The organism is Komagataeibacter sp. NFXK3 (genome assembly GCF_054182245.1).
Genome location: NZ_JAPIVJ010000005.1, coordinates 27,916 through 48,606, shown reverse-complemented (window position 1 = coordinate 48,606; position 20,691 = coordinate 27,916). Strand labels below are relative to the sequence as shown.

At 66.3% G+C, this 20,691-nt stretch carries 22 protein-coding genes; 7 read left to right on the top strand and 15 right to left on the bottom strand.

What is annotated here, in order from left to right; genetic code table 11:
• Positions 1–9: 9 nt before the first annotated feature.
• From prfA to OQZ28_RS07010, 6 genes are all read right to left on the bottom strand, one after another.
• Entirely contained in the window at positions 10–1,071 is a 1,062-nt protein-coding gene (prfA, locus tag OQZ28_RS07035; RefSeq protein ID WP_130730981.1) for a peptide chain release factor 1, read from the bottom strand.
• A 2-nt stretch (positions 1,072–1,073) separates the two neighbouring features.
• Positions 1,074–2,330, bottom strand: a complete 1,257-nt coding sequence (gene hisS / locus OQZ28_RS07030) for a histidine--tRNA ligase (protein ID WP_458135615.1) — start codon at positions 2,328–2,330, stop codon at positions 1,074–1,076.
• Between the two features lie 89 nt (positions 2,331–2,419).
• On the bottom strand, positions 2,420–3,580 hold the full coding sequence (ispG, locus tag OQZ28_RS07025; protein ID WP_130730983.1) for a flavodoxin-dependent (E)-4-hydroxy-3-methylbut-2-enyl-diphosphate synthase: 1,161 nt from the start codon (positions 3,578–3,580) through the stop codon (positions 2,420–2,422).
• 135 nt (positions 3,581–3,715) lie between these two features.
• Positions 3,716–4,846, bottom strand: a complete 1,131-nt coding sequence (locus OQZ28_RS07020) for a helix-turn-helix domain-containing protein (protein WP_458135614.1) — start codon at positions 4,844–4,846, stop codon at positions 3,716–3,718.
• Complete coding sequence (locus OQZ28_RS07015) at positions 4,843–5,922, bottom strand: NAD(P)H-dependent flavin oxidoreductase (RefSeq protein WP_458135754.1); 1,080 nt, start codon at positions 5,920–5,922, stop codon at positions 4,843–4,845. The genes OQZ28_RS07020 and OQZ28_RS07015 overlap by 4 nt, the downstream gene beginning before the upstream one ends.
• Before the next feature lie 8 nt (positions 5,923–5,930).
• Positions 5,931–7,184: an aspartate kinase gene (locus OQZ28_RS07010; RefSeq protein WP_130730985.1), complete on the bottom strand. Its 1,254-nt coding sequence runs from the start codon at positions 7,182–7,184 to the stop codon at positions 5,931–5,933.
• Between the two features lie 156 nt (positions 7,185–7,340).
• On the opposite strand from OQZ28_RS07010, the gene ubiG reads away from it, so the two are divergent.
• Positions 7,341–8,090: a bifunctional 2-polyprenyl-6-hydroxyphenol methylase/3-demethylubiquinol 3-O-methyltransferase UbiG gene (ubiG, locus tag OQZ28_RS07005; RefSeq protein ID WP_458135613.1), complete on the top strand. Its 750-nt coding sequence runs from the start codon at positions 7,341–7,343 to the stop codon at positions 8,088–8,090.
• A gap of 32 nt (positions 8,091–8,122) precedes the next feature.
• On the opposite strand, the gene OQZ28_RS07000 is transcribed toward ubiG, so the two are convergent.
• The 5 genes from OQZ28_RS07000 to OQZ28_RS06980 all read right to left on the bottom strand — a co-directional run bounded on the left by OQZ28_RS07000 (position 8,123) and on the right by OQZ28_RS06980 (position 11,563).
• Entirely contained in the window at positions 8,123–9,355 is a 1,233-nt protein-coding gene (locus tag OQZ28_RS07000; protein WP_130730987.1) for a lactonase family protein, read from the bottom strand.
• Between the two features lie 46 nt (positions 9,356–9,401).
• Positions 9,402–9,908 carry a DUF2147 domain-containing protein gene (locus OQZ28_RS06995; protein ID WP_130730988.1) on the bottom strand — a complete coding sequence of 169 codons (507 nt, stop codon included), beginning with the start codon at positions 9,906–9,908 and terminating at the stop codon, positions 9,402–9,404.
• Positions 9,909–9,975: 67 nt separating this feature from the next.
• Complete coding sequence (locus OQZ28_RS06990; RefSeq protein ID WP_458135612.1) at positions 9,976–10,446, bottom strand: DUF1178 family protein; 471 nt, start codon at positions 10,444–10,446, stop codon at positions 9,976–9,978.
• 9 nt (positions 10,447–10,455) lie between these two features.
• Entirely contained in the window at positions 10,456–10,716 is a 261-nt protein-coding gene (grxC, locus tag OQZ28_RS06985) for a glutaredoxin 3 (protein WP_130730990.1), read from the bottom strand.
• A gap of 76 nt (positions 10,717–10,792) precedes the next feature.
• The gene (locus OQZ28_RS06980) at positions 10,793–11,563 is read right to left on the bottom strand and encodes a double zinc ribbon domain-containing protein (protein ID WP_458135611.1); all 771 of its coding nucleotides are present in this window, start codon (positions 11,561–11,563) and stop codon (positions 10,793–10,795) included.
• Positions 11,564–11,619: 56 nt separating this feature from the next.
• On the opposite strand from OQZ28_RS06980, the gene OQZ28_RS06975 reads away from it, so the two are divergent.
• A complete protein-coding gene (locus OQZ28_RS06975) occupies positions 11,620–12,483 on the top strand; it encodes a methyltransferase domain-containing protein (protein ID WP_458135610.1) in 864 nt (287 codons plus the stop codon).
• 3 nt (positions 12,484–12,486) lie between these two features.
• Here OQZ28_RS06975 and moaA read toward each other — a convergent pair whose 3' ends face one another.
• Together moaA and OQZ28_RS06965 are read right to left on the bottom strand one after the other, a co-directional pair.
• Complete coding sequence (gene moaA, locus OQZ28_RS06970) at positions 12,487–13,506, bottom strand: GTP 3',8-cyclase MoaA (protein ID WP_458135609.1); 1,020 nt, start codon at positions 13,504–13,506, stop codon at positions 12,487–12,489.
• 13 nt (positions 13,507–13,519) lie between these two features.
• Complete coding sequence (locus OQZ28_RS06965; protein ID WP_458135608.1) at positions 13,520–13,741, bottom strand: DUF3553 domain-containing protein; 222 nt, start codon at positions 13,739–13,741, stop codon at positions 13,520–13,522.
• A 148-nt stretch (positions 13,742–13,889) separates the two neighbouring features.
• Between OQZ28_RS06965 and OQZ28_RS06960 the strand changes: the two genes are divergently transcribed.
• The 4 genes from OQZ28_RS06960 to OQZ28_RS06945 all read left to right on the top strand — a co-directional run bounded on the left by OQZ28_RS06960 (position 13,890) and on the right by OQZ28_RS06945 (position 17,608).
• Positions 13,890–15,194, top strand: coding sequence for a 3-deoxy-D-manno-octulosonic acid transferase (locus OQZ28_RS06960; RefSeq protein WP_458135607.1), 1,305 nt, complete (start codon positions 13,890–13,892; stop codon positions 15,192–15,194).
• On the top strand, positions 15,194–16,180 hold the full coding sequence (lpxK, locus tag OQZ28_RS06955) for a tetraacyldisaccharide 4'-kinase (RefSeq protein ID WP_458135606.1): 987 nt from the start codon (positions 15,194–15,196) through the stop codon (positions 16,178–16,180). The genes OQZ28_RS06960 and lpxK overlap by 1 nt, the downstream gene beginning before the upstream one ends.
• The gene (locus tag OQZ28_RS06950) at positions 16,156–17,103 is read left to right on the top strand and encodes an LpxL/LpxP family acyltransferase (protein ID WP_458135605.1); all 948 of its coding nucleotides are present in this window, start codon (positions 16,156–16,158) and stop codon (positions 17,101–17,103) included. Before lpxK ends, OQZ28_RS06950 begins: the two co-directional genes overlap by 25 nt.
• 160 nt (positions 17,104–17,263) lie before the next feature.
• Positions 17,264–17,608 carry a hypothetical protein gene (locus OQZ28_RS06945; protein WP_130730998.1) on the top strand — a complete coding sequence of 115 codons (345 nt, stop codon included), beginning with the start codon at positions 17,264–17,266 and terminating at the stop codon, positions 17,606–17,608.
• Between the two features lie 39 nt (positions 17,609–17,647).
• On the opposite strand, the gene OQZ28_RS06940 is transcribed toward OQZ28_RS06945, so the two are convergent.
• Positions 17,648–18,982, bottom strand: a complete 1,335-nt coding sequence (locus OQZ28_RS06940; RefSeq protein ID WP_458135604.1) for a penicillin-binding protein activator — start codon at positions 18,980–18,982, stop codon at positions 17,648–17,650.
• An 11-nt stretch (positions 18,983–18,993) separates the two neighbouring features.
• Between OQZ28_RS06940 and rsmI the strand changes: the two genes are divergently transcribed.
• On the top strand, positions 18,994–19,986 hold the full coding sequence (gene rsmI / locus OQZ28_RS06935) for a 16S rRNA (cytidine(1402)-2'-O)-methyltransferase (protein WP_458135603.1): 993 nt from the start codon (positions 18,994–18,996) through the stop codon (positions 19,984–19,986).
• A 12-nt stretch (positions 19,987–19,998) separates the two neighbouring features.
• On the opposite strand, the gene OQZ28_RS06930 is transcribed toward rsmI, so the two are convergent.
• Positions 19,999–20,637 (bottom strand): LolA family protein, encoded by a 639-nt coding sequence (locus tag OQZ28_RS06930; RefSeq protein ID WP_130731001.1) that lies wholly within the window; start codon positions 20,635–20,637, stop codon positions 19,999–20,001.
• Between the last annotated feature and the right edge of the window lie 54 nt (positions 20,638–20,691).

The window sequence follows — 20,691 nt, the reverse complement described above, 5'->3', positions numbered from 1 at the left end:
GGGCTTCCCTCAGCCCTCATCCGCTGCAAGCAGGGCGGCCTGTTCTTCCTGCGTCAGGGCATCGACGAATTCATCGAGTTCACCCGCCATCACGCGGTCGATCTTGTAAAGCGTGAGGCCGATGCGGTGGTCGGTCACGCGACCTTGCGGAAAATTGTAGGTACGGATGCGCTCGGAGCGGTCGCCCGTGCCCACCTGGGCGCGGCGGTCGGCGGCGCGGGTTTCGTGGGCGGCGGCGCGATTGCGCTCATACAGGCGCGCGCGCAGGATCTTCATGGCCTTGGCGCGATTCTTGTGCTGGCTCTTCTCTTCCTGCATCGCCACCACGATATTGGTGGGCAGATGGGTGATGCGCACGGCGCTCTCGGTCTTGTTGACGTGCTGCCCCCCTGCCCCGGATGCCCGGTAGACATCAATGCGCAGGTCACCTTCATTGACCTCGACATCCACTTCTTCCGCCTCGGGCAGCACGGCCACGGTGACGGTGGAGGTATGGATGCGACCCTGGCTCTCGGTCGCCGGCACGCGCTGCACGCGGTGCACGCCGGATTCATATTTCAGCCGGGCGAATACGCCACGCCCGGTAATGCTGGCAATGCCCTCGCGCAGGCCACCGAGTTCGGACTGGTCATATTCCAGAATCTCGAAGCGCCAGCCGCGCTGGTCGGCATAGCGCTGGTAGGCGCCAAACAGTTCGGCAGCGAACAGCCCGGCCTCGTCGCCGCCCGCGGCGGGGCGGATTTCAAGGATGGCGCTGCGTTCATCCGCCTCGTCACGCGGCAGCATGGCCAGGCGGATATCATGGCGCAGGCCCGGGATCTGCGTGCGCAGTTCGTCAAGTTCGGCCTGGGCGAGTTCGCGCATCTCGGGGTCAGCGAGCATCTGGCTGGCATCGCGCTCGGCTTCTTCCGCCCCGCGCAGCGCGTTTACGCGCGAGACAATCGGCTCAAGCTCGGCATACTCGCGTGAGGCCTGCGTGAAGTCGCTGCCCGACAGGCCCTGGGCCAGAAGAGCCTGCAATTCCTCGCACCGGCCAACGATCCGGTCCAGGCGTTCGTCGAATTTTGACACGCTCAGCCCCCTGCGGCGGTTCCGGCCTGCAGGGCGGCGGCCACGCCATCGAGGGGTACCTCGGTCTGCTGCCCGCTATCGAGGTTCTTGAGCTGGGCTACGCCGCGTGCAATCTCGTCGCTGCCGATCACCACGACATGCGACGCCTTCATGCGGTTGGCGCGTTCCATGCGGCGCTTCATGTTGCCACGATAGGACGTTTCGGCCCGGATGCCAGCAGCCCGCAGGCCCTGCAGCACGGTCAGGGATACGGCCTGCGCATCCGCCCCCATCGGCACGACAGCCACCGGGCGCGGCTCGGACGGAACATCCTCAAGCAGCATGGACAGGCGCTCGATCCCGCCCGCCCAGCCAATGGCTGGCGTGGCGGGGCCACCCATTTCGGCCACGAGGCCATCGTAGCGCCCCCCCGCCAGCACGGTGCCCTGCGCGCCAAGGCGCTCGGTCACGAACTCGAAGGCGGTATGCCCGTAATAATCCAGACCCCGCACAATGCGCGGATTTTCCCTAAAGCGCACGCCCATCGTATCCAGCGTGCTGCGCAGGCCATCCCAGAAAGCCTGGGCCTCGGGCGTAAGGAACTGGGCAATGGTAGGGGAATCCGCCACCAGCGCACGGTCCTGCGGAGCCTTGCTATCGAGAATGCGCAGCGGGTTACGCTCCAGCCGGGCCTGGCTGTCGGCGGAGAGTTCGGCGCGCCGTTCGCTGAAATAGGCGATCAGCGCCGTCCGCCAGGCATCACGGCTGTCGCTGTCGCCCAGCGTGTTGAGCTCCAGCACCACTTCATCGCCAATGCCAAGCGCGTGCAGCACGTCGCGGCCCATGGCAATGACCTCGGCATCGGCCAGCGGCTCGGCGGAACCCAGCAGTTCGGCACCGATCTGGTGGAACTGGCGGTAGCGTCCCTTCTGCGGGCGCTCGTAGCGGAACATCGGCCCGGCGTAAAACACCTTCTGCGGCAGCGACTGGGTCAGCCCGTTGGTGACCAGGGCGCGGCAGATGGCTGCCGTGCCCTCGGGCCGCAGGGTCAGGGATTCACCGCCACGGTCCTCGAATGTGTACATCTCTTTCGAGACAACATCGGACGTATCGCCCAGCGAGCGCGAAAAGACCCGCGTATCCTCGAACACGGGGGTCGACCACTCGTCAAACCCGTACAGGCCGACAATGCGGCGCGCGGTTTCCACTACATGGTTGAACCGCCTGCGTTCCTCACCAATCAGGTCATGGGTGCCACGAACGGGCTGTAAGCTGCTCACTACGCGATATTCCTGTATTCAGTCCGATGGCCCGCACGCAGGCCACCGGTCAGGCCGCGTGCCCCTTGGCCGGGCATGCGGCGTTTGACTCAGTCCGTGGTGGACATGCTGGCCTCGCGGGCCATTTCCTCGGCGGGGGTGTTGTTGGCATCCGCCTTTTCCAGCACGGCCACCTTCTTCTCCACCAGCTCCACGATATGCTCGATCATGTCGCCCGCAGGCATGGTGTGGTCCTGCTTGCCGGCGGAATAGACCATGTGGCGGCCCGAACCGCCGCCGGTCACGCCGATATCGGTCATCAGCGCCTCGCCGGGGCCATTGACCACGCAGCCGATGATCGACAGCGTCATGGGGGTCTTGATATGGGCCAGGCGGTCTTCCAGCGTCTGCACGGTCTCGATCACGTTGAAGCCCTGCCGCGCGCAGGACGGGCAGGAAATGATCTTCACGCCACGATGGCGCAGGCCCAGCGACTTCAGGATATCCCAGCCGACCAGCACTTCCTCTTCCGGCTCCGCCGAGAGCGAGACGCGCATCGTGTCACCCACGCCCGCCCACAGAAGGTTGCCCAGCCCGATGGAGGACTTGACCGTGCCCGCGCGCTTGCTGCCCGCCTCGGTAATGCCGATATGCAGCGGATGGTCGCATACATCGGCAAGCTGCTGGTAAGCCGCGACCGCCATGAACACGTCCGACGCCTTCACGCTGATCTTGAACTCGTGGAAGTCATGATCCTCAAGGATCTTGGCGTGTTCGAGCGCGCTTTCCACCAGGGCCTCGGGGTTTGGCTCGCCGTATTTTTCCAGCAAGTGCTTCTCAAGCGAACCAGCATTGACGCCGATGCGGATGGAACAGTTGTGGTCCTTCGCCGCCTTCACCACCTCGCGCACGCGCTCGGCGCTGCCGATGTTGCCGGGGTTGATGCGCAGGCACGCGGCGCCGGCCTGGGCGGCCTCGATGGCGCGCTTGTAGTGGAAGTGGATGTCGGCCACGATCGGCACGTTCACTTCGCGCACGATCTCGGCCAGTGCCTTCGTGCTCTCCTCATCGGGGCAGGACACGCGCACGATATCCACGCCCGCAAGCTCGGCGCGGCGGATCTGCGCGATCGTGGCCTCGGCATCGGTGGTCAGGGTGTTGGTCATGGTCTGCACCGAAACCGGGGCATCACCACCGACCGGCACGCTGCCGACATGGATCTGCCGCGACTTGCGGCGTTCGATGTGCTGATAGGGACGATAGCTGCTCATTTCTGTGCCCTCCACATTAAGGCGGCGGTATGTGCTCCGGCCCGCCGTGGCGGGGCGTGGCACGGCCCGATGGTCTGTTACATGCCGGTTCCCGGCATGGCGGCCACATTGTGGACCATGCCGTAGGAGACCCTTTTACTCCGGATTGATGTGCTGCGGGAGGGGCGGAGAGAGATTATTGCCGCTCCCTGTGGCGGTTGTGCCGCCTGGCTGCATGGATGAAGGCATTGGCGGGTGAATATTTGCCGCAGGCGCGGCATGCAGCACCGAGCCATCAGCCACGGCCGCCGGGGTGAGCGGGATATTGTGCCGCACTTCCCCGTTGCGGCCCAGCGGCTGGGTCGTGACCCCGCCTGCGGCAAGCGTCAGGCCGCCCGCATTGCCCACGGTCAGTTCCAGGCTGGTCTGGCCCTGCGGTGTCTGCCATGTCTCGCCGGGCTGGAGCACGTGGTCATACAGCACGGGGCCACCATGCCTGCGCACCTGCACCCAGGTCGTGGCCGATGCGTTCAGGGTCACGCTGTCGCCAGCCGAAACGGGGGCTGGCGTGGCCGGGGCCTGCTGGGCCAGCACGTTGCGGTCCTCGCCCATTTTCTCGAGCGGCTGCGCAGGTGCGGCAGGTGCCGGCATGGGCGGAAGCACTGCCGCGGGCGGCAGCGTGGCAGGCGTTCCGGTCAGCGCCTCGCGCTCCTGCGGTGGCAGGGGCTGGGGCGCGGGCCGCTCATCCGTGGGTGGTAGCACCGAGGCCACCTGCGGCGACGCGGTCGTGCCCGATGACACGCCCGGCAGGGTCAGCTTGGCCGGAAGGTCATGAATGCCCTGCGAGCCGGTAAGCTTGTACCACCCCGCATAGGCCCCCACCAGAATGACGAGGCCGCACAGCAGGAGCACGCCGGTTGGCAGCCCCCGGTCAGGCAGCGGCACGGGAAAGGACAGTTCGGCCTTGCGGGTAAAGGCCCCCCGGCTCTCGATCTTGAAGCGTTCGGCAAGCTGTTCGCCTTCCAGCCCCAGCGCATTGGCGTAGCTGCGCAGGAAGCCGATGGCATAGGCCGAGCCGGGAAGTTCGCCGGGGCGCCCCTCCTCCAGGGCCTGCAGGTAAGGCAGGCGGATGCGCAGCCATGCCGCGACATCGGGCAGGTTCCAGCCCAGCTCCTCGCGGCGCGCGCGCAGCATGTCACCGACCGAGGCGATGGGAGTGGTGCCCGGTGCTGGCGCAGGCGCGCCCGGCGTTGCCTTGCCACGGAAAATGCGCTTGCCGTCGGTCATCCGTAGCGGGCCCTCTCTTCCTGACGGATCAGGGCATCGATGGCCTGATCGACCAGCTGATTGATAATTTCGCTGACCGGCTGCTCGGCGGTGATCATGCCCACGGACTGCCCGGCCATGACCGATCCATTCTCCACATCGCCATCGATCACGGCACGGCGCAGGGCGCCCGCCCAGAAATGCTCGATATCAAGCTGGGCGGCTTCCTTGGTCAGTTCACCACCCTGAAAGCGGCGCAGCGTTTCCGCCTGGTGCTGCATGAAGCGCCTTGTGCCTGCATTGTTCAGCCCACGCACCGGAATGACCGGAAAGCGCTCGTCAAGCTGCACGGATGTCACGGCATCACGCGCGTTGGCGCGGATGAAGGCCTTCTTGAAGTTTTCATGCGCGATGCTCTCGCGTGAGGCAGCAAAGCGCGTGCCAAGCTGTGCGCCCGATGCGCCCTGCTCAAGGTAGGACAGGATCGCATCCCCCCGCCCCAGCCCACCTGCCACGAACACCGGCACGTCATGGATATGGGGCAGGATTTCCTGCGCCAGCACCGTCAGCGACACGGGGCCGACATGCCCGCCTGCTTCCGATCCCTCGATCACCAGCGCATCGACGCCCAGCCGCACCAGCCGCTTGGCCAGCACAAAGGCGGGCGCGAACGCAATGACCTTCGCACCCCCGTCCTTGATGGCACGGATGACCGGCCCGGACGGGATGCCGCCCGCCAGCACCACATGCGTAATGCCCGCGCGGATGCACACCTGCACCAGGTCATCAAGCCGGGGGTGCATGGTGATCAGGTTCACGCCAAAGGGCTGCTTGGTCAGCGCCTGTGTCGCCGCGATTTCCTCGGCCAGGCGCTCGGGTTCCATCGCGCCGCAGGCCAGCACGCCAAAGCCGCCCGCGTTGGAAATGGCCGAGACAAGGTTGCGCTCGCTCACCCACGACATGGCACCTGCCAGCAACGCGTATTCGCTGCCCAGGAAGCGCGTGCCACGACCCCACAGGTGGTCGAGGCGGGCACGGGCCTCCCTGCGGCGCGCGGGGTCGGTCAGGGCGGACGGGGCATCAGGGGTGGCGGCCATGGTGGTGCTCACGCTGCATCCAGCCCATAGGCGGTGTGGAGCGCGCGCACGGCCAGCTCGGTATATTCGGAGGCGATCAGCACCGAGACCTTGATCTCGCTGGTCGAGATGACCTGCACGTTGATGTTGCGCTCGGCCAGGGTGCGGAACATGGTGCTGGCCACACCGGCATGCGAGCGCATGCCAACACCCACGACGCTGATCTTGACCACGCTGTCATCGGTCTGCAGTTCGGCGTACTGGGTGGTGGCGTGGGTGCTTTCCAGCACCGAAATGGCGCGGGCGAGATCGGTCTTGCCCACGGTGAAGGTCATGTTGGTCATGCCATCATCGCCGGTGCTCTGCACGATCATGTCCACGTTCACGTTGGCGTCGGCCAGCGGGCCGAACACGGCGGCGGCGATGCCCGGCCGGTCGGGAAGCTGGCGGACGGAAACCTTCGCCTCGTCCCGGGAGTAGGCAATTCCGGCGACCTGTTCCTGTTCCACGATTTCGTCCTCATCCACGACTAATGAACCGGGCAGATGCCCTTCCGATGGTGCTGGCCCGTCATTGAAGCTGGAGAGCACCTGCACGCGCACGCGCTCCTTCATGGCCAGTTCCACGCTCCGGGTCTGGAGCACCTTGGCGCCGACCGATGCCAGTTCCAGCATCTCCTCGTAGGTGATGCGGTCCAGCTTGCGTGCCTTGGTAACAATACGGGGATCGGTTGTATAGATTCCGTCCACATCCGTGTAGATGTCGCAGCGATCCGCCTTCAGCGCCGCAGCCAGCGCCACGGCCGAGGTGTCGGAACCACCACGGCCCAGCGTGGTGATGCGCCCGTCTTCCCCGATGCCCTGGAAACCCGCCACGACCGGTACCTGGCCCGCGCGCATGCTGGAAATCAGGGCCGCGCCATCGATTGATTCGATGCGGGCCTTGCCGTGGGCGTTATCGGTGCGCAGCGGGATCTGCCAGCCCAGCCAGGAGCGGGCGTTGATGCCCAGCTTCTGCAACGCTATGGCCAGCAGGCCGCTGGTCACCTGCTCGCCGGTGGAAACGACGGCATCGTATTCGCGTTCATCGTGCGTTGCGGAAAGATCGCGGCAGTAACCGACAAGGCGGTTGGTCACGCCAGACATGGCGGAGACCACAACGGCAACCTCGCACCCGGCCTCGACCTGTTTCCGGACTTTTTCCGCCACGGCCCGAATCCGGTCAAGATCGGCGACGGAAGTGCCGCCGAATTTCATCACGATCCGCGGTACGGTAGGGGACATCGGAATAATGGCTCCATTATGGCTCGGGCTTCAGCATATCCGGAGTGGGGGCCAGTTGGCCAATCCGGGGCATTGCGTTATGCGCAAGCCGCGTCACATACATCTCCGCAGCTTCCGCGTCCAGCGGGAGAAAGCCAAATGAAAGGCGGTGCACCCATGCAGCATCACGATTCGACCGTTGTGTCGGCGGATTCCGTCGCCCCGGATGAAATCGCCCATTTCAGCGATCTCGCTGCCCGGTGGTGGGATCCCGCAGGCCCCATGCGCCCGCTCCATGCCATGAACGACCTGCGCACGGGCTGGGCCATGCGCCACCTGCCCGCCCCCGTGGCACAAGATGGCACGCGGCGCACGCTACTCGATATCGGCTGTGGCGCGGGACTGGCCAGCGAGGCCTTTGCCCGCGCGGGATTTGACGTGACCGGGCTTGATGCCTCGCAGGCGGCGATCACGGCAGGGCGGCTGCACCTGCGCCACCACCCGCTGCCCCAGTCCGCAGGCCCGCTGGCCTATCGCTGTGGCAGCGCGGAAGAACTGGTGGCCCATCATGCGCGCTTCGATGCAATTTCCGCCCTTGAGGTGATCGAGCACGTCACCGACCCTGCCGCCTTCCTGGGCATGCTGGGCCGCCTGCTCAAACCGGGCGGGGCGATGGTGGTCTCGACCATGAACCGCACGTGGCGCTCGATGGCCATGGCCAAGATCGGGGCGGAATACGTGCTGCGCCTGCTGCCCGTGGGCACGCATGACTGGAAAAAGTTCATCACGCCCGCCGAGCTGGGCCAGTACGCCGCCCGCTCAGGCCTGCGCGTGACCGATGCGGCGGGCATGGTGCCCGGGCTGGGTGGCTGGCGCGAGAGCCGAGACATGGCGGTGAACTACATCGCGGCCCTCGTGCGCGACTGATAAGGGCCGCGCACCCGTTGCGGTCAGGCCACTCAGATCGTGTTCATGAACGCGAACGTGGTCGGGCTGCCCACGGGGGTGAAGTTCCATGTAAAGTCGAGCACGCCGGTCTGGGCATTGGCCTTGAAGGACGTGACCGAATCACTGCGCTGGTTGGCGCAGAACAGGAAGGTGCCGCTGGGGTCGAACATCATGGCGCGACCATAATCGGCATGCATCCAGATTTCTTCCACCAGGTTGAGCGTGCCGTCATCGTTCACGTGGAAGCTGGCCAGCGAATCGCCCAGCCGGTTTGATACATACAGGTATTTGCCATTGGGCGAGAGCAGGATGCCTGCAGCCAGCGTACTGCCGCGGAAATGCGGGGTGACGGTGCTGACGGTCTGCTGCGGCACGATCTCGCCGGTCTGCGGGTTGAAGGTGGCGGCGACCACTTTCGAATCCTGCTCGCCCAGGATGTAGATCATCGTCCCCTTTTCATTGAAGGAGAAATGGCGCGGGGCGGAACCCGGCGTCATGGCGATGAAGGGTGTCTTGGCAGGCACGAGGCGGCCGGTATGCAGGTCGAGCGTCCAGACATAGACCCGGTCCAGCCCGGCATCACATGCCAGGACGTAGCGGCCCGAGGGGTCGGAGGCCACCATGTGCACATGCGCCATGGAATGGTCGCTGATGGCAAAGTTGCCCGGCGGATTATCCGCCGCGCGGTCGGGCATGCGCGGGCCGGTATTGTGCACGACATCGGTCGGGTCGCCGAGGCTGCCATCGGGGTGGATGGGCAGCACGCCCACCGTGCCGCCCATGTAGTTGGCCACCAGCACGTATTTGCCCGAGGCATGGATGCTCAGATGCGCGGGCACGGCGCCGCCTGAACGCATGACGTTGAGCTTGGTCAGTTCCCCGCTCGAGCGGTTGACCGAGAACGCGGTGACGCAGCCTTCCTTGTTGGCATTGAAATCATCGATCTCGCTCAGGGCGTAGAGATGCTTGAAATCACTGGACATGGCCATGAAGGACGGGCTGGCGATATCCACATAGGTCATGAGCGGGGAAAGGCTGCTGGTATCGGGGTTCATCTCGAACACCGATATGCCCTGCCCGTTGCCAGCCCCGCCCGGCGGGGCATGCTGGGTGTAGCCGCCAATGTAGCAGATGGTGCGGGGCTTGTTGCCCGGCGCGGTCTGCGCCACGGCGCGACGGGAGAGTACGGGCACGGTAGCGGCCAGGGCGGTGGCGAAGGTGCGGCGTGAGAGGGGGGTGCTCATGACAGAAAGGACGATCCTGGTCAGTTGGAACTGTTTTTATTGCTTGCTACGGCAGTTTGCAGGCGGGGCCGATATCCCCGGTATAGCGGGTCCAGGTTTCGGTTTCACCAAATAAAGGCACTGCCACGAAACCGCGCAGCTTCAGGTCACCCGATTGCGAGACCCACAGCTTGGCATGGTACACATGCCCGGTATCCGGATCGGTGACATGGCCATTCCAGTGCCCCTTCGTTTCGGGGTCGGGGGTAAACCCGTTGAGCATGGGAAGGTTGCATTCGGGCTCGCCCCGCTTGTCGCGCGGCATGTCGGTGGTGTAGCGCAGCCCGGCCAGCCTGCCGCACACTTCCTGCCCGCACTGGCTGATCTCGAACACGCCGTCATGGTCCTTGGTCATCCACCGGCCAATAATGTCCGGCTCCCCGGCATGGGCGGTAACAGGGGAAGCCAGCCCGACCGCCATGGCACATAACGCGGCCATGGCCGGCAGGGTGAACGCCCGGAGGATGCGGCCGCCCGCCTCGCCCGGCGTCATGTTCCGTTTTGTGTCGTGCATCTTGAATCGTTCCCCCGACATGGCGCGCGTCCCGGTCTGTGCCCCGGGGCGCGCTTGCGTCTACCCTCTAGCTGTCAGCGCGCCGGACCCATGGAATGGCGTGAACTTCCACGCCCGCCTCATCGAGTTCGGCATGCTCCTCTTGCGTCATGCTACCATAAATGCCCCGGGCTTCACGCTCGCCATGGTGCATGCCCAGGGCTTCCTCGGCAAAGCGGTCGCCCACGTCTTCACATTCCGCCTCAACCGTGTCGCGTATTTTCTGTAACAGGGCGAGCATGGTATCAGGCATGGCCTGTGGCGCATGGCCGGGTGGCGTGGGCGCAGGCATGGCAGGCGTTACGGCTGCCGCCTCCGCCTGGCGTGCAGGCATGCCCGTATGGACGGCGGGCGCCATGAGGGCGCGCGTCACGTCGGGCGAGGCGCAATGCGGGCAGGACAGCAGCCCGGCCGCGGCCTGCCGCTCGAACGCGGCGCTGCCGGGAAACCACCCTTCAAATTCATGCCCCGCACCACAGCGCAACTGATACCGGATCATGCCGTTATATCAGCCCTTGCCCAGCAGGCCATCGAGCCGGCCCGCGCGCTCGAGCGCCATCAGGTCATCGCAGCCGCCAATGGGCGTATTGTCAATGAAGATCTGCGGCACCGTGGTGCGCCCGCCCGAGCGGCTGATGGATTGCGCGCGCTCGGGCGTGCCGTAGGGGGCATCGATTTCGTTGAAGGAGACACCCTTGTGCTGGAGCAGCCGCACGGCGCGGATGCAGTAGGGGCAGCCGGGTTGGGTGTAGATATCGATTGCGGGCATTGAACCTTCACTTGGCTTGCGGGTTGGATCCGCCCCATGGTCCGGGGCGAATGCATCTGTTCTGGACCATCCTATCCTATTGCGGCGCATGCTGGCCACTGGCTCGCGCGGCGGCAAGCACATCAACCCGCGCGGCACCTGCCGCAAGCAGGGGCACCGCGCAGGCGGCAAGCGTGGCGCCGGTGGTCATCACATCATCCACCACGATCACATGCTGCCCCGCCAGCGCGGGAACAACCCCGGGGCGCACCGTAATTGCCCCATGCATGAGGTGCTGGCGCTGGCTGCGACCCAGACCTTCAAGCGGGCGGGTGGCACGGGTGCGCTCAAGCCCGTCGCACAGGGCCGCAGCGCCCGCGAGACCTGCCAGCGCGCGGGCCAGAAGGGCAGCCTGGTTGTAGCGGCGGCCAAACAGCCGCAGGCGATGCAGCGGGACCGGCATAAAAAGGCTCTCCCCCGTCATGATGTCGCTGGCCGCCATGGCCATGTAACGTGCCAGCAGCGCTACGTTTTCCGTGCGGTCGGCATATTTCAGCGGCAGGATCAGGCTGCGTGCGGTCTCATCATACATCATGGCAGCCCGCGCTTCACGCCACGGCGGTGGGTTGTGCTCGCAGGCGGTGCAGGTCATGTCCGGCCCCGCTGCCGCGCGTGAAGCGAATGGCAGGGCGCAGCGGCGGCAGAACGGCGGCGTAATCAGGTGCAGCCGGCCCACGCACGCGCCACACAGATGCCCCGCCTGGGCCACCTCCGCCCCGCAGGCAAGGCAGCGCGGCGGAAACAGCAGGTCAAGCACCGGCGTTGCGACCCTGCGCCACCATGGACGCCACCACGGGGCGCGGTTCATGAGCTCACACGATCGTGGGCTTGGCAGGGCGCGGGCATGCGTTCACACCAAGGGGCATGAGCCCGGATGTGCCGCAGATCTTCGACCGCCATGCCGTCAGGCTGCACCGTGACCGCGCCGCGCGTGACGTGGCGGCCGTGCGCCCCATTGTGGAGGAAGCCGCCACCCGCCTGCTCGACCGGCTGGATGACGTCACGCGCCCCTTCGCCATGGCGCTGGATATCGGTGGGCGTGGCGTCGTGACCCCACGCCTGCGCGCGCGCGGCATCCAGACCGTTGCGGCCGATCTCTCGCCCCGCATGGCCGCCCTTGATGCCGGCCCCGCCGTGGCCATGGATGGGGAATGGCTGCCCTTCTTGCCGCACAGTTTCGACCTGGTGGTGGCGTGCCTTTCGCTGCACTGGGTCAATGACCTGCCGGGGCTGCTGGCGCAGGTGCGTCATGTGCTGGCGCCTGACGGGCTGTTCCTGGCCTGCATGCCCGTGCTGCCCACGCTGGGCGGGCTGCGTACCGCCCTGATGGAAGCCGAGATGGCGCAGCGCGGTGGCGTCTCGCCGCGCGTCTCGCCCTTTCCCGGCCTGCGCGACTGCGCCGCCCTGCTGCAACGCGCAGGGTTTGCCCTGCCGGTGGCCGATGCGGATGTGATCGAACTGAGTTACGCAACCCCCATGGGCCTGCTGGCCGATCTGCGCCACGCAGGCGAGACCAATGCCCTGCACCAGCGCGCGCGGGGCCTGACATCCCCCGCCCTGCTGGCCGATGCCCTTGGCCGCCTGCCGCGTAATGCCGATGGCTGTGTGGCGCAGTCGCTGCACATCGCGGTCATGACCGGCTGGGCCCCTGCCCCCACGCAACCCCGACCCCTCCGGCCAGGCCAGTTCAGCGTAAGCCTTGAGGAGGCGCTGCGCGACCCACCCTGACATTCATCCCCCCGTGACACTCATGTGACGGCGCACGCGGGCGGGATCATCGGCATCGCGCCCGATCAGGAAATCATGCCCCTTCGGCTTGCGCAGGATGGCGGCGCGGACATGGTCCATCATCGCCACGTCATCCTCGCCCGCGCGCAGGGGCGCGCGCAGGTCGGTCGAACCTTCATGGCCCAGGCAGGTGTAAAGCCTGCCGGTGCATGACAGCCGCACGCGATTGCAGCTTTCACAGAAATTATGGGTCATGGGCGTGATGAAGCCGATGCGCTGGCCGGTCTGGCCAATGCGGGCGTAACGCGCCGGGCCGCCGGTGCGGTAGGCCAGTGGTTCCAGCGCCCAGCGCCGCTCAAGCCTGCGGCGCACGGTTGAGAGCGGCAGGTAATGATCGGTGCGGTCCTCGCCCGTCTCGCCCATGGGCATGGTCTCGATCAGGCACAGATCGGCGCCGATCTCGCCGCACCAGGCGATCAGGGTATCGAATTCATCCTCATTCACGCCCGCCATGGCCACGGTGTTGATGCGCACCGCAAGCCCCGCCTCCCTTGCAGCACGGATGCCATCAAGCGTGCGGGCGAGGTTGCCGCGCCGGGTGATGCGGGCAAAGCGGGCGGGATCAAGCGAATCAAGGCTGACATTGACGCGGCGCACGCCCGCTGCCCACAGGCCATCGGCAAATTCGGCCAGCCTGCTGGCATTGGTGGTGAGCGTGAGTTCATCCAGCCCCGGCTGGCCGGTATCGCGGTGCAGCCATTTGCCCATCTCGTTAAAAAAAGACATGACATCGCGCCGCACCAGCGGCTCGCCCCCGGTCACCCGCAGCCTGCGCACACCGTGGCCGATGAAGGCCGTGCACAGGCGCTCGAGTTCGGGCAGCGACAGGATTTCCGCCTTGGGCAGGAAGGTCATGTCCTCGGCCATGCAGTAGATGCAGCGCATGTCGCACCGGTCGGTGACTGACACGCGCAGGTAGGTCAGCAGGCGGCCGTAGGAATCGGGTAGCGGGGCATGGTTCATGCAGTCACAAACCCTAGGACAGCACGGTCAGCTGCACGACCATGGCATTGACCATTACCTTGCCAGCATGGGGAAACATGACCGTAACCCGCGCGCCAATGGCCGACTGCACGGCGCCATCGCCCCATTCCGGGTGGTCGGGGTGGCGGACCAGTTGCCCCGGAACAAGAAAGGACCGGAAAGGTGGAGGGGCCATGATGCTGCGCGGTTCCTGCATGGGGGTCATGACCGGCATATCGGACCGGTGCGGGTCTTATTAAACCCCATTGGCGGGTATTCAACAAAAAAACAGCCCGCCCATGGCCCCAGCACCGCCTTTTCCGCCATCACAAGGCATGTTACCGCAAGGGCATGCACACCCCTTTTTCCCGACCGGTACAGGCATGAGCCACCGCCCTGCCATGAGCAGCCGCCTGTGCGGCGCCATGCTGGGGGCGGGGTGGCATGGCCTGTCCACCCTGCTGGCCCCTGCCCTGCGCCTCAACCTGCGCCGCAGGCTGGCGCGTGGCAGGGAAAGCCTGACCAGCCTGCCCCAGCGGCGCGGCCTGACCAGCCGATCGCGCCCTCCGGGGTTGCTTGTATGGCTGCATGCGGCCAGCGTGGGCGAGACGGTTGCCCTCCTCCCGGTGGTGGAGCAGCTTCTTGGCGCCAGTCCGGCGCTGCACGTTCTGGTCACGACCGGCACGGTCACGGGAAATGACATTTTGCATGACCGCCTGCCTGCCATGGCCGGGCAGGAGCGGGTCATTACGCAATTCGCGCCGCTGGACGTGCCACGGTGGGGGGCGCGGTTTCTTGATCACTGGCGCCCGGACGTGGGCGCGCTGGTGGAAAGCGAGCTCTGGCCCAACCTGATTGCCGCCTGCCACGCGCGGCATATGCCACTGGCCCTGCTCAACGGCCGCATGTCCGACCGCTCCCTGGCCAGCTGGCGCAGGGCCGCCTGCCTTCTGGCCCGCATGCTCTCGACCTTTGCATGGGTCATGGCCCGCAGCGCGGAGGATGCAGCCCGCCTGCAACACGGCGGCGCAACCCGGATCGACCTGATTGCCGACCTCAAGGATGCAGCGCCCCCCCTGCCACATGACCCGGCGGCACTGGCGGAACTGCGATCCCTGCTGGCCGGGCGGCCGGTCTGGGTCGCGGCCTCCACCCATGCGGGAGAAGACGCCACCATCATCGCCGCCAGCACCCTTGTGCGCCAGGTGGTGCCCGATGCCCTGACCATCCTCATCCCCCGCCACCCTGAACGCGGCGCGGATATCGCCGCCCGCGCCAGCGCCCCGCGCCGCGCATTGGGGCAGACCCCTGCCGCGCAGGACGGACTATGGATCTGTGACACGCTGGGCGAGATGGGCCTGTTCCTTGCCCTTGGCGCACCGGTGCTGATGGGCAACAGCCTGCCTGGCTGCGCGGGCGGCGGCCATAACCCGCTGGAACCCGCGCGTGCCGCCTGCCCCGTGGCCAGTGGGCCACGGATCGGCAATTTCCGGCAGGCTTACGCTCGGATGGAGGACGGCGTGCAGTTTGTCGAAACCGCGCCCGATATCGCCCAGTGGCTCATCCCCCTGCTCCAGAGCCCCGAAGCCTGCCACAGGGCAGGCGCGCGCGCCCGGCGGCATGCCCTGCCGGATTCCTCACTGGCCCGGAACATAGCCCAAGCCCTGCTTGCACTGGGTCCGCGCTGATGCGGCCGCCCGCCTTCTGGTGGCGACCGCCCGCCGATGCCGGACTGATGGCGGGCCTGCTCGCCCCCCTCGCCCATATTTATGCGGCCGCCACGGCACGCCGCCTGCGCCGTGCATCATGGCATGCGCCAGTGCCGGTACTGTGCTGTGGCAATATTGGCGTGGGTGGCGCGGGCAAGACGCCGCTGGTGATGGATCTGGCACAGCGCGCCATAAGCCGGGGGCGCAGGCCCGCTTTCCTCTCACGCGGATATGGCGGCCGGGCGCGTGCGGGAATACGGGTTGACCCCAGCCATCACACCGCGCGCGACGTGGGCGACGAACCCCTGCTGCTGGCCCATATCGCACCATGTTATGCGGGCGCTGACCGGGCTGTATCGGCGCGCCGCGCCGTGGCGGACGGAGCGGATTGCCTGCTGATGGATGACGGATTCCAGAACCCCACCCTGCATCAGGACCTGGCGCTGGTGGTGGTTGATGGCGCGGTCGGGTTTGGCAATGGCCGCGTGCTGCCTGCTGGCCCACTGCGTGAGCCGGTGGCCCCGGCACTCGCCCGCGCCGGTGGCGTGGTCATCATGGGCCGTGACCGGCAGGGCGTTGCGGCCAGCCTGCCCGAGGGGCTGCCCTGTTTTGCAGCAACCCTGCAACCCGACACGCAGACCATCCCCCGTGACCGGCCCATCATCGCCTTTGCGGGAATCGGGCGGCCCGCCAAATTTTTCGATGGGCTGGCCCAGTGCGGCATTCACCCTGTCCGCTGTCTCGCCTTTCCCGATCATCACGCCTATACCGCAGCCGAGCAGGCCCGACTGCACAGACTTGCGGCACAAGCCGGGGCCTGCCTTGTTACAACACAAAAGGATGCCGTGCGCCTCAATGCCCCCCTCCAAACAGAGGTGCGCACGGTCGGCCTGGAACTGGCATGGGCCACCCCCGCCATGCCCGAACGGATACTGGACCTATGGCTGGGCACGACACAGCAGTAAAAGCACGGCACGCCACGCGGCAGATGCGCCTTGAAGCAGCACTGGTGCGCGGGCTTGTGGCCCTATTCCGCCGCCTTGGTCCGGTACGGGCCTCCAACCTTGGCGGATGGCTGTGCCGCACGATCGGACCGGTTCTGCCTATATCGAAAATAGCCGATTCCAACCTGCGCATGGCCATGCCCGAACTCGATTCCAGCATGCGCCGCACCATCATCCGCGCCATGTGGGACAATATCGGCCGCAACGCAGGCGAGTTCCCGCATCTTGCCACCCTGCCCCGCAACCCGGCTGACGGTGCCCCCGGCTGGGACGTGGTGGGCGAGGAACACCTCATCGCGCAGGCGGCGAAGGGCGGGCCGACCATTTTCGTATCCGGCCATATCGGCAACTGGGAGATGCTGCCCCCCGCCGTGGCGCGGTACGGACTGCCATTCTCCTCGTTTTATCGCGCGCCCAACAATCCGCTGGTCGACCGCATCCTGTGCGACCTGCGTGAGGAGGCGATGGGGGAACCCGTGCCGCTGTTTGCCAAGGGAGCACGCGGCGCGCGCAATGCGCTGGCGCACATACTCAAGGGCGGCCACCTGGGCATGCTGGTGGACCAGAAGATGAATGATGGAGTCGCCGCCCGCTTTTTCGGTCTGCCCGCCATGACGGCGGGCGCCATGGCGGCCATGGCGCTCAAGCTGCGCTGCACCGTCATACCCGGCTATATCGAGCGCCTGGGCCCGGCGCGGCTGCGCATGCATGTCCTCCCCCCCATCGACCTGCCCGATAGCGGCAACCGCACGGCAGACCAGATGGCGCTGACGCAGCAGGTGAATGACTGGATTGAAGGCACAATACGGCAGCAGCCAGGCAGCTGGCTCTGGATTCACCGCCGATGGAATAAGCATTTGCCTATTATTGAGCCTAAAAAATAGGCGCGTATGCTACAAAATATTGCTTTTTTGCCACAGGGTGTTGTTTCTGCCTGTTTGTGCGGCTTTCTGCCTGAAATTCAGTTTGGCAAAGCTGCCATGCAGGAATAGCGTTGTTCCTATCTTGTCACGCCAAGACAGTCAGAGGGCCAACGGAATGCACATGATGAGCAAGCAGGCTTCCGCCACCAATGTTATTTCCCTGCGGCAGGGCTTCCTGCCCCGCCACCGCGAATACCTGATGCGCTGGCTTGAAGCCGGTGCGTGCATGGGCCTGTGTGATGCGGATATCTCCGATCACAACGATGATAACGAGCCTGATATCGAACATGTTCTGGTCTGGGTGCGTGAAAATGCCCGCCCGGCCTACATGGTCCGCCCCGAAGGCATGGGCTGGGTGCTTGTTGACCAGATCCGCGACTGCCAGCTTGCTACCTACAGCAGCTTTGAAGCCGCCCTTCACGCCATCCGCCCGGTGCTGGCGCATGGGGCCACCGCCGCCGCCTGAAAGGCCAGCGGCGGGTAAGGCACCCGCCTGCATTGCTCCCTAGTTGGCGCTGCGCCGCAGCCTGCCCGCTGGGGGAATGACGATCCTGCCGCCACCGGTGGGCAGGATCTGGAACACGGCTAGGTCGCGCCGCGTCTTGCCATTATCCAGAAAACCGAATGCGCCATCCACCCCGCCAAACCCGTCGGGGCGAGTCAGCGCCTGCACGGAATAGCCATTGGCACTTCCGGCGGGGCGGTTCTGGTCCAGCGCCTTCACCAGGGCTGCCGCATCATAGGTCAGGTCGGCCAGCGGGGTTGGCATGTGGTGGTAAGCCGCCATGAACTGCTGCACGAACGCCTGCCGCGTGGCCGGATCGGGCGCTGCGTACCACGCACCCTGCAACGCGCCCAGCTTGGTGGCGAATGCCGACCACAGCCCCGGCCCCATGATCTGCACATGCGTATTGTCCACACGTGCCTGGGCCAGCGCGTTGATGATCATGCCCAGTTGCAGCCCGGTATCGCCCAGAAGCAGCGCGTCAAACGGCGGGGCGGGAAAATCTGGCGGGACAGCGGGCGCCGTGGCGGCTTCAGTTACCGGGGCCTGCGGCGCGCCATCGGGGTTGGCGGGGTCGATAGTGGCTGAATCGGGCGCGGCCTCGGGCGTGGGGGCCGCAGGCGCCTGGGCCACGGGGTCGGGTTGTGGCACGGCGGCGGCGCGACTGTCATAGGCCGACAGGGTTTTCAGGTTGGCGGTAATCGCCTCCTGCGTGCTGTCATGGAACATGATCTGTGGCGATTGCAGGCCATTTTCCTCGCACACCTGCTGCAGCGCCTGCCCAAGCGCATGGCCCAGCCGGTTATCGGGCAGGAACGCCGCGAAATGCTGCCGCCCCTGCTGGCGGGCGGCGAGTACCATGCGGCGCACCTGCTGCTCGGGCGCAATGCCAAGGGTCCAGACACCAGGCTGGGCGACGGACATGTCGCTGGTAAAGGCCAGCACAGGCACCCCGGCAGCGGTGGCGACTGGTGCCGTCTGCGCTGTCTCGTCGGCGGTGAGCGGGCCGAGGATCAGCCCGTCGCCTGCCTTGATTGCCGCCTGTGCAGCAGTAGCGGCGTTACCACCCGGGGCGGCGGTATCATGCACATCCAGCGGCGGAGCGGTGGGCGTATTCATGGCCATGCGCGTGGCGGTCAGCATTTCCTGCCCGAGGCGGGCATTGGCCCCGCTGAGCGGCAGCAGCACGCCCACGTTGCGCCCGGCATGGGGCGCATGGTGGCCACCGCCCTCCCCGCCCGCACACGCGGTCAGCACCGACAGCGCCAGCCCTGCCAGCAATAAGCGCTTGCATGCAGGGCGCGCAGAGGCAGTATCAGCATCCTGTCCTTGCATCTGGGTTCCGAATGTCTGACGCCTCATCTTCCTCGCCTTCAAAATCTCAACATGCCCCGGAACATCCGGCGGATATAAACCGTGGCCATATTCATAGCGGAGAATCCGCCACCCGTCATGCCGGGAACGCCGATGAAACCGTTCCGGTTGTGCATCAGGGTGGAGAAGTTGTGCTGGTTTCCACGCCAATAGGCAACCTTGGCGACATGAGCCGCCGCGCGGTCGAGACGTTGGAGGCCTGCGACCTGATCCTGTGCGAGGACACGCGCACCAGCGCGCGGCTGCTGCGTGAATACGGCATCCGCACCCGAACCCGCCCCCTGCATGACCACAACGAGGACAGGCAGATACCCGCACTCCTTGAGGCCCTGGACGCGGGGCAGCGCATTGCCGTGATTTCGGATGCGGGCACGCCGCTGATGTCAGACCCCGGCTACAGGCTGGTGCGCGCGGTGGTTGCGGCGGGTGGGCACGTGACGGCCGTGCCGGGGCCGAATGCCGCGGTGATGGCGCTGACACTGTCGGGCCTGCCGCCGCACCCGTTCATGTTCTCGGGCTTCCTGCCGCCACGCGAGGCGGCGCGGCGCGAGGTGCTGGCGCAACTCCACGCCGCCGAATGCGCGGGCCTGTCCGCCACCCTGATCTGGCATGAAGCCCCGCACCGGCTGGCGGAAATGCTGGCAACGCTGGCCGATGTCATGGGCGGCAACCGCCCTGCCGCAGTTGCCCGCGAACTGACCAAGCGCTTTGAGGAAGTGCGCCGTGGCACGGTCGCCGAACTCGCCGCCCATTACGGCGAACACCCCGCACGGGGCGAGATTACCGTGGTGCTTGGGCCGCCGCTGCAGGAAGACAGCACGGCAACCGACCTCGACACCCAGCTGCACGAGGCCCTGCGCACGCTCTCGGTCAAGGATGCGGCAGCACTTGTGGCCGGCATTACCAGCCTGCCCCGCCGCACGGTCTATGCCCGCGCGCTGGAACTGGCGCGGGAGAAAAAATAAGCCCGCAGGCCGTTACTGCCCCCCGATATCGGTATTGAACAGCGAATCCGCTGGCATGGGGCCGCCGGTGCTGGCATCGAGCAGGTCGACGCGGGTGGTTTCCTGCTGGGCATCCTGAATGATCCAGCCGCGCAGCCGCAGCGGGTTGTCATGGAACAACAGGGTCATGCTGCCATCGCCCGGCGTGTCGGTGCGCACCACGGTTATGTCGAGCTCATTGCCATCATGCGACAGGCCGGTCACCGTCACATCACCCGACAGTTGCAGATGCGGGCGCAGCAGCAGGCCAAGCGGGGTCTTTTCCATCGGCATGGTGGTGGTCTGGTCAAGCTGGCTGTCGTTGAACACCACCTGGTCATGGTTGGCCACGAGCAGCAGCGGGCTGGGCGGGTCGTACTGAAAGCGCATGCGGCGATTCGTGCGGTCGATCCACGCCGTGCCGGTGCTGACCTTGCCATCAGGCGCGGTCTGGCGGAACCGCGCCTTGAGCAGGCTGATCGCATCAAGATGATGCTCGACCCGTTCCAGCAGCGCATGGTCCTGGTCCGATGCCCCCACGGCCATCTGCTCCTGCGCATGGGCAACAGGCGCAACGGGACCGCCCAGCAGGCAGGCAACGCCACAGGCGGCAATGACAGGAAGAAATTTCATGATGCGGCGCAATCCGTGCAGACACTCTGTGCACAGTCGTGCCCCATCAGCCCC